This window comes from Citrobacter sp. FP75, assembly GCF_018342065.1.
GTDB lineage: Bacteria > Pseudomonadota > Gammaproteobacteria > Enterobacterales > Enterobacteriaceae > Citrobacter.
This window is the reverse complement of the sequence record NZ_JAFDOE010000003.1, coordinates 696,823-708,461: the sequence shown is the minus strand read 5'-3', so window position 1 is coordinate 708,461 and position 11,639 is coordinate 696,823. Positions and strand designations below refer to the sequence as shown.

Below are 11,639 nucleotides of genomic sequence, written 5' to 3'. Positions count from 1 at the left end.
AGTCGTTTTATTATCGAGTTCGGTGACCGCCTGAGCGATCACCTTTAATACGATGGCAGTTACACAGGATTACTGACAGGCTCTTTACTTTCCTGAAAAACATTCGTCATTGTTAATGGCATGTATTCACCAACTAAGAATGAAAAATAATTTTAAGAATTGAAAATCTTCTGTTTTTATGTCTACCATGCTTTCACCATATAAACGTTTATATTTGGTTTCTGATTCCACATCATTATTCAATCGCCATATTAGTCTGCCTTGGTAAAAGATGCTTTCAATTAAATCATTAATCTTTCTTTGCACTGCAATTTCCCATAGCAATTCATGGCATCTATTAAATAAGCTTTCAAGACCTTGGAAAAATAAATAGTTATAAATATCTTTAAGTTCAAGTATTGATTTATCTGTTATTTTATTAAAATCCCCATTCTCAAGTAAAATCTCATACTTAGTTATTTTCGCTCTGCAAGTATTATAAGCTGATTTTTCAGAAGACAATATAGTGTTGATTGCTGTCAATTTTTCTTGACTTTTTAAGTAGGGGTTCAATTTAAGAAGTAGATTATTTGCAGTTGTGTAGTGTTTTAATCTTCTGGCCTTTCTTTCATTGAATTTTAATTTTTCCACTCTCTCTCTCGTTGGCAGGGGATTGGATAATATGACATCAGATATTATGTAAATATTTGAATTTGCCTTGTTCTCATTTTTTAATATTTTAGCAAAAGCGTATGCTTCATTAGGTGACAGTTTTTCAAGTAGATAAAGTTCATCAATTGCTATATCGCGTAAGGTAGTCTTATCGCTCTCAAGACAAATTTCTTTTGCTTTTTTTACATAATATAATGCAAGTTCGTGCTTTCCTAGCATACGATGTGCGAATGCTAAGTAAGCATAAAATATATAATTTTTATTATCCTTAACACCCTCAATATCTTTGAGTAAAGCATGAGTTGCTGTTGCAGTCTCAGTAAATCTTGATGAATTTAGAAGGCCATACACATATGACCGTGACAAATACATTAACCTATTTAACTGTGTAGATAGGGTCATTTGTTCAGATTCTTCTAAAAAATCCGATGCCAACAATTTCTTCACCAAACTAATATTATTTCGTAGCAAGGTTACGGCATTGTCTTCTTCCGTTTTTAATCCATACTCCATTGTTTTTCTATTTATTGAACTCAAAACTATCTTTTCTTTACCCTCGATTATTGTAAGAGGTAAAAACTCACGTGATATATCATTTATTTCTTGAGTCGGAGTGATTTTCAATACGTAATCTTTAACAATGGTATTCAATCTAATTATGGTAGTTGTAGGATCAATGGTCACAGATGTTGCTAGTTCTAAACTAGTAAGTTCCTGAGTATTTCGTGGGTTAATATTAGAGCCAATCTTTGTCTTTCTAATTGTCTTTATGGATTCGCCATTTTTAAGAACCGCCAAGATCTTGAGTAATAAAAAAGTGTCAGATCTATTTGGGTTTTTTGCAAGTAATTCGATATTTTCACGAGTGGATTTTGATAAATTCTCATCATAATATACATCATCAAATAAATCGTTTATTGTTGATAACTCATCAGTAGAGCAGTTATTTAAGAAGTTCATTACATGATCTAATTTAGAAACCACTCCTTCAGTGATTTCATAAATAAAGAAAATATCTTTTTGTGTGAATTTATTACCCCCATATTTATCAACAAGAATCGTACTGGTTCCTAATTGAGTTAGTTTCTCAAGTTTTACTGAAACTGCTGCAAGTTGCTCTATCTTTTTTGCGGAGGAAAAAATAAAGTAAATATTTTGATTTTTTAACCTAAAGTCAGATGAAAGACGCAGAAGGTAATTCAATGCTTCCTCATCAATTTTAGGATTAATTCTCTCAAAAATAACATAAAAATATAAATCCAACATTTCGTTTATATAAAGAACCAATGCGCTTGCTGATAATTTAGTATCAGCCAAAATTCTTTCTTCAACTTGTATTTTAGTAAGGCAACCTTCAAGGTTAATCTTTAGGAAATTTGTTTGAGATAAGAAAGGAGCCAATGTCGAACCTAAGAATTTTAAAAAACCAGATCCAAAATTAACTTCAATAAAAACTATTTTATCATTAGCTAAAAATCGCAAAGTCTTTTGCTGTTCAGTTTTTCTTACATTATTATAAAACGGGAAGTTGGCAATATTCGAGTATTGTACTTCCATGGTGATATTTTTATTCGTTATAACCTTTTTTTTTGCACGCTCAAAATCGATGCCGTTAAATATAGTGTGACAATTTATTCCTTTAAAATACTTCACTCTCCCTCTATCTGTCGCAGCAGAAAGCTGCGCAGAAAGTTCATTGTTGTGCTTATCCAAATATTCCGCACTAGGATTGTAGAAGCACCATGAAATTTCATAATTAGCGTCATTATCGTGAACAATGCTAGCAAGAGTTCGGGTAAAACTGTCTTCCCAACCACCATAGGCCATTATATAGACGTTATCTTTGGAAATAATGCTCCTGATTTAACTTTGTATTTTCTCTCTATTATTTCTAAGTTGGCTTTCAGTATGCATTGTATCACCCTCACTCCATTTTCCGTGAAGATGAACTATAGTTGGTAACTCATTACTATTTTTGGGAATGGTAGAGTCTGAAACGATACTAATGGAGTTGTGGGGTACTCCTAAATTATCAAGTTCCTCCTCAATTAATGTATCAAAATTAGTTGTTAGAATAGTTTTAACTTTTCCAATATCTATAAGTTTAGCAAGGCCTTTTACTGATTGAGGGATGTGGCTTTTACCAGTAGCTTCGTCCATATTTGATCGAACAACTGCATTAATAATTTCATTGACTGAATTTTGACCATATGTTTCTGAAATATACTGTATTGAGGCCTGATATTTTTCTTGTGAAGTTTTAGAACCTAAATGCTCGTAATAATCGTCTTCGTCATCTTTATCTTTATCTTTATCTTTAATGTAATCAAGGACAAAATCAGGTACCCGATCAACGCCAGGTATCCCTTTTCCATCGACTTCTGCAGTTAATGCTGCTCCTAATACTAAAGAAAAAGGTTCTGATTTCTGTATTCTTTTTAAAAGCTTTTCTTCGGGTAGATATTCCATTTTCATGATTCTTGTTATGATTTCTGAGCTTATCATGAATCATATAACTTACAGGATGAATCTCATAGTGTTTTTTGGCTATAAAAATCAATTCATTAGGCTGGTATATGTTACTTTCACTCTGTTCCGTTTGGTAAATGCGATTTGGTGAACGTTAGGTTCATGCTGTATTAGATAAGACCTGGTGCGAACTGCCGCTCCTCGCTCTAAGCTGACGACCAAATTCGACTGTACCCAGCCACAAGGTACAGTCAGGTTAGATCGCAACTAATACGTTCGGTTATCCAGTCTTAAACCACCAGCCCCCGCTTCCTGTCCATCTCCAGCGCCACATTAATAGCCGCATCCAGCTCGCTGATACCATGTTCCCGCATAAGCTGCGCACGCTGTGCCTTCTCATGTTTTTCGGTCATGCCAAGCGCCAGATACAGACCGGGAGGCACCACCCGAAACAACGCCTCCACCTTGTCTGACAGCACCACGCCTTCGGTGTATTTACCGGGGGATTTTGACGCCGACAGCAGCAGTTGTTTCTGCTCCGGAGTCAGCACCCGGAAGCGCTCAAGCTGCGCCACCTCCTCCGGTGGCATCACCAGCAGTTCCCACCACTCAATCATGTTAAGCAGCTTTTTCGCATCATCAGGAAAGTCACTCAGGTTTTGCGTCGCGAGCCACAGCCAGATGCCTAATTTCCTCCACATTTTAGAGCCTTTAGTCAGAAATCTTGCCAGCAGCGGGTTAACGGTGATTATATGGCTCTCATCGGTGATATTGACGATGGCACGGCTCAAATGCTGATCGCGCTCGCCGATATAATGTGGTTGTTGTATTTTTCTGGCTTATGTATTTATAGAGTGGATAGTGAATTAAAACCAATGAGATGTTTTATTTGTCATCATCAGAAGGATATAATACGGTTACATACCATTATGGAAAATAACGGAGTGGCAAATGACGATTTTCAGAGGCATGCTTTTTGTTTTTTTTGCCTTAATGTTGGTTGGGTGTTCCAGTTCATCTATTGACGCCAGGAAGAGTAAAGTTGGGAGTAATTCTTCGACGCCAGTCTTACAATTAACAGACAAGGATGTATTTGGTAATGAAGCGACGCTAAACGTTTCCGAAGAAGATATTCAGAATGCACTGGAAGGAGAGCGCTTTTCTGTACCATTACATTCAGCGGTCATTCTTGTTCAGTCTGGCAATCAGGCTCCGGACGTTGCCATGCAGCAGGAACTGAGTAAGTATTATACAGTGTCAACATTTTCTGGATTTACTGATAAAAAGAAAACATCTACATGCAATAAAGATGGAGTTGATGCAGAAAATATGAATTATATGCAGGCGCTTCGTTATATTGCTGCGAAAGGGAAACAGAAAGCCATTCTAGTTTACTGGGGTCGACTGGAGGCCGGAAAATATGATCCAGTCAAAAAAGAAGTTCTCTGGTCGGAGTATAAAAATGAAAAAATGACCGGAACGGGCGTGGTATTACGTTATCTGCTGCGTTTTGCGTTGGTAGATGTCGCCACCGGAGAGTGGGCTACATATTCCCCGACAAATTATGAGTACAGCGAACCATTACCAAGAACAGGAACAGGAACAGGAACAGGAACAGGAGACATTACCGAACAACAAATTATGCAACTGCGGAAAAAAACCTATGAACGTGCTGTTGCGGATTTCGTGAACAGATATAAGTAACGTCAGGACTACTGGTTACCGCCAATAACCTGTGGCGGTAATCATCGGTACAAAAATTTTCATATGTTGTTTTTTTATTGAATAGATCAGCGTTCTTTTACATCGATTGACTTCGACAATCAGGGTTAATTGATGCCAGTAATACTAACCTAATCATATTGAAGATTTCGATTAATCTCATAACATTTCTTTTATTTAAAACAACTCATATATGACAAATAAAAATCTATTTTTGACAGTTATTTGAATCGCCTTATATTACTTCTCCAGAATAAATTAAATGTGAGAGCTATCGTAATCAGAAAAAAAATCACAGCCATATTTCTCAAAAATGTTTCATCAAAGGTAAACATTGCAGATGAACCCAGTATTTTGAATAAGGTGGATATACCATGATCAGCGACAAAGTAATGAATGAAACCTAAAAATAATGAAAAGAAGTATAATTTAGCCCTAGAGTTATCGTTTATAAAATGCAGCCTCCAATAGATAATGATTACCGAAAATAAGAGTGAGAGAATGAAATAAGTAATTTCAAAAGGAAATGCACTGCTATAACTATACATGTCAATATTCCTTTTTTATTGAATATATACTAAGAACTGTACTTGCATCACCAATCAATTCAGCTCCTAATTCAGCATTCCCCATTAATTTCCAACCACGAGTGTAATCAGAACTAATATATCGGTATAATTTCCATGCGTCAGGTTTTACTACTTGTCTTCCCAAGGTGTAACCTGACAGCCCTAAATCCATCAGGTTATAAACCACATCAGCATCATCATTACTATAATTAAATTTATTTGCTATATATCGATAAGTATCTTTTGTATACCCGGTAGTATCTTCCTGAAACAGAAGATAATAACCATTTTCATACATATTATTCATACCATGAGCCATCAGGGGAAAACCATAGCTTGCACATGCCAATCCCAGAGTGGCAACGCAGATTGAACCTCCGCCATAAATTTGCAAACCTCCACTCACAAACCCCACTCGTTTAAGCGTGATGGTAGTAAAACTGTTTCTTTCCTTTTCTTTCTCAGCGATGATATATAACCTCGCAGCATTAGCATCTAGTGCAAATTTTTGCTTTGCCAGATTTTCAATCTCCTCCTTTATGAGCATGCTCCCTCCGGCATATGACAGGCAATTCAGGGAGATCTCTTTTTCAATATGTCGAATAAATGCCTCTTCTTCGTTAAGAAATCCCCGCCTTATTTCTGGATAGTAAATATAGTTATAAGATAGTTGCTGAGCGCTATTTCTCAACTCTCGGGATGTAGCAAGAAAATTGTCTATGTCTTTTTGATTTTTCTGCATTTTTATTCGTATCCCAACTGCTCATCATTCAGTAAATACGCGTATTCCACAGGCTATATGCGCTTGTTCCCGCCAGACTGTGCTCCCACTCCACGGAGTTATAGGTAAAGCTAATCGTCTCCGTTGGTTGCCCTCCCGGATTATTCAGGGAATCAGGACTGGATAGCCGGATATCCTTAATTGTTGCATCAATGAGCTTTATTTTATAGTAAAGTTCATTTATGCCAGCCTGATTCGTGCGATAAAATTCAAAATTACAGGTTAATGTTTCATTTTCCGTGATGGATTTATTAAGCAACGGAGAGGATTTATCTACCGGCTTTTTGATGACGACAGTCTGATGGTTCACGTTCTGGTTACGGGTTAACCCATGCGACAGCTCATAAATCATTATCTGATCCAGATGTGTGGTTTGAGCTTTATTGCCAATGGATGCCTGAGACGAACATCCGGAGGAAATCAGCCCCTGAAGCTGGCCGTTTAATGTCAGGTAAATGAGGTTTGCCATACTTTTTCTCCTTTGGGTATGGATTATTTTTCAGAACGATTGCTGGCTGCGCTTTCCACCATCGCGTTATTTTTTAACAGCAACCAGCGGCTTAACACACCATCCAGTCGTTCGTTGATCTCTTTTTCCAGCGCCTGTGTATTCTGCCCCTGTGAATACGCCACCTGGTACTGTGTCAGTAAGGACTCCAGCGGCGTTTCCTGATTCAGCGTCCGCTCGGCCTGCCAGACTACGTTCTTGATGGATGAGAGGGTCAGTCCCTCTTTTTCCCGCTGCATAATCAGATCGGCAAAAGCACGTAAATCCTGTCGGGTTTGCTGCCAGCCTTTCAGTTGTGGACTGCGCTGCGCGCGCGCTTTCAACGTTTCATGCCATAGCGCAGTGGCCTGTTGCTGTTGCAGGCTTTCCGGCCAGCGACTGTCTGCTGTACGGATCATCTGTATGCCGGTTTCCAGAGATTGCAGAGATGAAGCATCAAGCAGTTGTTGCAGATCCTGTCTGTAGTCTGAAAGGCTGGGCGATGACAACCAGACAGTAGCCTCTCCCTGTGCAGTATCTTTCACGTGAGCAAGTTGCTGTTGCATGGGGCACACTTGCCACCACCAGAACACTGCGGCAAACGTCAGAGAACAGACAATGCCCGCTATAAACCCTTTCAGATGACTACTCACTGCTCTCCCGGTAGTGGAGCCATCAGACGTACCGGAATGAACTTCAACCGTCATCTCCGAAACAGGGAAAAGGGGGAGTTCTGCCGCTGTATCGGTGTTCTCAGGAGCATATACCAATGTTTTGACCGCAGTTTGCACCGGTTCTTTAGCATTGTTCTTTTGCGGTAGCTGTTCAAATCGTTTACGGGTGTTCTGCACAAAATAGAGTAGATTTTCCACTCGGGGAATTTGTTTCAATTCAACCTGTTGCAATTTATTACAGATTATCTGTAATGCCCGTTCCGCACGATACATCAGCGGCAGATCGGCGGGGGAATAGGATAATTGCTGACGCAAAATGTTACCAATACGAGAATTGAACCAGTCCAGCATTTCGGTTCTGGCCTGTGGATTCTGGGGCCACAATTTATCCCATTCGCGGCTAATCAGTGCAGCCAGTAACTCCACACCTTCGCAAAAACCACCAAGACCATGAATACGGGTACGGGCGAGCGTATAGTAGGTTGCCGTATGCAGATCCACACCATTATTCTTAAAGAGCGTTAAAGCCAGCGATTCCACTAATGTCCAGTTCAGTTCCGGCTGCGACGGATGGCTCGCTTTATTGATCTCTTCACGGATGGCATTGAATTCAGGGAGATCCCTCGGATCGCCCCCCGTCCGGATTGTCTGTATTAACTGAATATCCCTCATATTCCTGTACTCCCGATGTTCGGCAGGCGTTTGACCTGCCGAACACGTTGTTAATAAAGAGTTTCCGGCAGTCTGAAGCCGCTGAACAACCCGCCAGTGAACGGATTAGATTCACTGTCCACATGTACGCGATACTCCATATATCCCCCGTCAACGCTGAAGCGTACGTTAAAGGTGTTATCATCCACGCTGGTCAGCGTGCCAGCTCCCAGCAGCCGGAACTGCGCCCACGGGCCGGTGAAGCTGATACTACGGGGAGCCGCGCTACCTGTACTGACCAGCGTAAGTTTGCTTTCATTACCCTCCCGCATGGTGTTTGGCCATACCACTCGTGCCGTAAAGTTGCGTCCATGGCTGTAATCCAGTAACTGACCGTCCAGGTTTAGCACACTGCGTCGCTTACTGGCCGACAACGTCAATGTTTCCACGGCAAACTGGGTTCCCAGCCCGTTCTGCTGGCTGAAGAAGGTGTCGCGTATTTTCTGTGCGGTTTCAAGCTGATGTCGAATATCCGGGCGAATCAGAATATTTCCGTCTTCTCCCCACGTCAGACTGTTTTCCATAAACAACTTCAGGTTCTCTTTGTAGAATCCATCCAGTATGCCGTCTGGTTTGAAGAATCGTTCAAAGGCATCCAGAGAGGCATCCTGTTTCGCTGATGGATTAAACGGATAACGTCCGGCAAGCTGCGTATCGAAGGTTTTGACAACCTTATCGTTCCACTCCAGCTCCATGTGATGCACGGCTTCCACCATAACTACGTGCCACGCCTGATCTGCAAGTTTGCCAACCCAACGGTTCAGCGGATCGGGTAGCGTCTTCGCCATCTGTCGGGTGGCAAAAATAGGATCGCTGCTGTTTTGATCAAGCCTGAGTTGTACTGCTTTCAGCGCTGACTTTCCCGGAACCGGTGAGTTCTGAATAGCCAACAGGTAACGGTGCAGTTCGGTCAGTTGCTGATAGACAGCCTGCAACATACTGGCTTTGTCTTTTTGCTCGACCAGAACGTTATTTTCTGGCGCAAACTCGCGGCCAAGGCGTGTCAGCAACTGATAATCGCTCTCAGCCATCATACTTTCACGTGCTTTTTCCGGCAGATTTGCCGGAGGTGGTGGCATCTGGGTATTGTCGCGCAGCGTTGTCACCGCTCGCTGAAATGGCTGCTCGCCGCTGATAACTTGCTCCAGCGCACTGATGATATCAGTCAGATTTTCGTAATCACGCACGCTGATATTATCCATTCCGGCATGCCATGTTGCCGTATAATCACTGATGTACTGTTCTGTGATATGACGCTGTATTTCCTCCCTGTCAGCATCACTGTATGCCACGTTACGACTCAGATTCAGAACCCAACTGTCCATCGCGGTCAGATCAACAAGACTGTCGCGTTGTTTCACAAAATAACTTTGCAGGCCGTAGCGGGTTAAAAATTGTGGAATTATCAACTGATCTTCATTTGCCGCCACGAAGATCCCGTCAAATCCCGCGCCAATTTGATCGCGCAAGTTCAGATCGGCGGGCAGTACGCCCTGTGCCCGTGTTTTCAGACTCTGGTAAACCCGTTGATAAATGGGTAGTTTACTGAGTTCTTTTTGCGCTGCCACAACGGGTTTTTCATACGGAATAAAGCGACTGATCGCGTCAGTATCACCATTAAGGCGCTGAGCGTGCCAGTCTGTACGCGTCAACGCATAATCAAGGTGAGACATCAGTTGTGCCTGTATATCCCGCTGTCCGTGGAAATGTTCACTCCAGCGGCGGGCCATGTACTGTTTGACCACTGCGTCGTTGCGACCGCTTTTATCTTCCAGCATACGGATCACGCGTAACACTTCGAGTTTCTGCTCGCTTTCCGGCTGCGCGTTATTCATTTCCTTCACCAGACCGTTGAATAATGCAGGCAGGTATCGCTGTTCAAGCAGTTGCAGGTACGTTTTTTCCACATGAGGACCGATTTTGATCCCCTGATACAACCCCATGTTGGTCAGACTGTTGTGGTCGCGGTAATCCCCGTAAGCCAACGTGGCAGCGTGCATGGGGTTTAAAAGAGGAAGTTGCAGGTTACCATAATCATCGATCCCCTGTGGCAATGGTATATCCATGAACGTCCGGGCCTGTTTAAGCACCGTGACACCGGATTGCCAGTTTACCCGGTAATAGTGATGCCATCCGACGATCATTGCGACGATCGCCACAGAACTTACGGCAGTAAACCAGCCCAGCCTGCGGCGGGAATATTTTAGCCAGAGTCCATTTTCACTGGCCAGATTTGGCTCAGCCAGCAGTGCTCTGGGGAATAACATCCGGGTGAAGTAAGGCGCTGTTTCCACCAGAGGCCACGATGCCAACGCATGGGTTCCGAGTCGATATTGTCGGGCGGCGGACTGAACAAAAATATCGTCTACTTGTCCGCGCTGTAATGATGAGGTCAGCCAGACACCACGTAGCATGACGTCCATATTTTCTCCGGACAGCAGCCCTTTCAGTAGCGCGGTAAGATGATCGTGCAGCCCCTGAACCTGACGTGAAAAACTGAACAGTGAGGCACGGTCACCAAACTCTGACTGTTTCAACAACAAATCGGGCAACGCCTGATTTAAGTGCGCCATCCAGTTCTGCCAGAAGTGGCTGAGTTCTTCGCTCCACCGCTCGTCACGGTGTGCGCCCTGTGTGAAAGTGACGCCCAGAATACGTTCCCTGTCGCTGCGTTCCATCAGACCAGACAGGGCAGCAAAACCGTTCAGCAAATCAAGACGGGTGAGCACCACATAAACAGGTAACTGACAGTGCAGGTGAATACGTATTTCCTGCAAACGCTGGCGCAATACTGCCAGTTGTCGTTCACGCTGCTCTTTGGATGAGGTTAACAAGTCCACCACATCCAGCGTCAGGATGAGTCCGTTCAGCGGCTGGCGTTCGCGATTTTTAGCCAGCCACTCCAGCCAGTGCTGCCATAACCGACGATACAGGGTGCTTTGTTCCGACTCATTGTTTCCATCCTGTTCTGTCAGTACACCGTCGATATCGAAAATCACTGCCGCCTCACCCACTTTCGGCGCAATGCGCCACGGGCTGTCCGGTTCTCCCCTGAGTTTTTCGGGCGTCCAGATATCATCGGCGGGATATCCCTCACGCAACAGCGTACTTTTACCACTCTGTTTTGGGCCGACAACCATATACCACGGCAGGTGATAGAGGTAATTTCGCCGATCGAGATGGCGTTGCAGACGCAGCAGCCAGCGATCCAGATAGCGCTGTTGCTGATTGATCTCCACGCTCAATGGATCTTTTTCCTGCTGGCGCTGCTGGTTTTGCGTTTTTTCCAGCCAGTACAGCCGTTTCATCACGCGCCATGTCACAAAACCCAGCGCTGCCAGCACCCATACAGCGGTTGCCAGCGCACGATTCATGGCAGGGGCAAACGGCTGCTGTTCCCAAATTATCCATTCTGGGCCTTTCCACCAGATCCACAGCAGTGATAACGCCCAAATCAGTACCACCAGAATCATGGCGGAGATTTTTATCCGGGGCATAGCGGGTTTTATTGTGGGTTTTAGCCCTTTCAGAAAACCAGGCATTGACATCCTTAACACAAAATAACTCCTGTTTAA

7 protein-coding genes and 1 pseudogene are annotated in these 11,639 nt (G+C 42.9%); 1 reads left to right on the top strand and 7 read right to left on the bottom strand.

Going from position 1 to position 11,639, the window contains the following annotated elements; genetic code table 11:
- Positions 1 to 126: 126 nt before the first annotated feature.
- The 3 genes and pseudogenes from JQ822_RS14590 to JQ822_RS14580 all read right to left on the bottom strand — a co-directional run.
- Positions 127 to 2,478, bottom strand: coding sequence for a hypothetical protein (locus JQ822_RS14590; protein ID WP_213134067.1), 2,352 nt, complete (start codon positions 2,476 to 2,478; stop codon positions 127 to 129).
- Between the two features lie 36 nt (positions 2,479 to 2,514).
- Positions 2,515 to 3,120 (bottom strand): SIR2 family protein, encoded by a 606-nt coding sequence (locus tag JQ822_RS14585; RefSeq protein ID WP_213134066.1) that lies wholly within the window; start codon positions 3,118 to 3,120, stop codon positions 2,515 to 2,517.
- Positions 3,121 to 3,410: 290 nt separating this feature from the next.
- Positions 3,411 to 3,932 (bottom strand): annotated as a pseudogene (locus JQ822_RS14580) (conjugative transfer ATPase); the annotation flags it as partial.
- A 139-nt stretch (positions 3,933 to 4,071) separates the two neighbouring features.
- On the opposite strand from JQ822_RS14580, the gene JQ822_RS14575 reads away from it, so the two are divergent.
- Positions 4,072 to 4,824 (top strand): hypothetical protein, encoded by a 753-nt coding sequence (locus tag JQ822_RS14575; RefSeq protein ID WP_244848897.1) that lies wholly within the window; start codon positions 4,072 to 4,074, stop codon positions 4,822 to 4,824.
- A 567-nt stretch (positions 4,825 to 5,391) separates the two neighbouring features.
- Here JQ822_RS14575 and JQ822_RS14570 read toward each other — a convergent pair.
- The 4 genes from JQ822_RS14570 to tssM are packed head-to-tail and all read right to left on the bottom strand — an operon-like array spanning position 5,392 to position 11,621.
- On the bottom strand, positions 5,392 to 6,153 hold the full coding sequence (locus tag JQ822_RS14570; protein WP_213134065.1) for a DUF4225 domain-containing protein: 762 nt from the start codon (positions 6,151 to 6,153) through the stop codon (positions 5,392 to 5,394).
- A gap of 28 nt (positions 6,154 to 6,181) precedes the next feature.
- Positions 6,182 to 6,661, bottom strand: a complete 480-nt coding sequence (locus JQ822_RS14565; protein WP_213134064.1) for an Hcp family type VI secretion system effector — start codon at positions 6,659 to 6,661, stop codon at positions 6,182 to 6,184.
- Between the two features lie 23 nt (positions 6,662 to 6,684).
- Positions 6,685 to 8,025 carry a type VI secretion system ImpA family N-terminal domain-containing protein gene (locus JQ822_RS14560; RefSeq protein ID WP_213134063.1) on the bottom strand — a complete coding sequence of 447 codons (1,341 nt, stop codon included), beginning with the start codon at positions 8,023 to 8,025 and terminating at the stop codon, positions 6,685 to 6,687.
- A 50-nt stretch (positions 8,026 to 8,075) separates the two neighbouring features.
- On the bottom strand, positions 8,076 to 11,621 hold the full coding sequence (gene tssM, locus JQ822_RS14555; RefSeq protein ID WP_446715011.1) for a type VI secretion system membrane subunit TssM: 3,546 nt from the start codon (positions 11,619 to 11,621) through the stop codon (positions 8,076 to 8,078).
- Positions 11,622 to 11,639 lie beyond the last annotated feature (18 nt).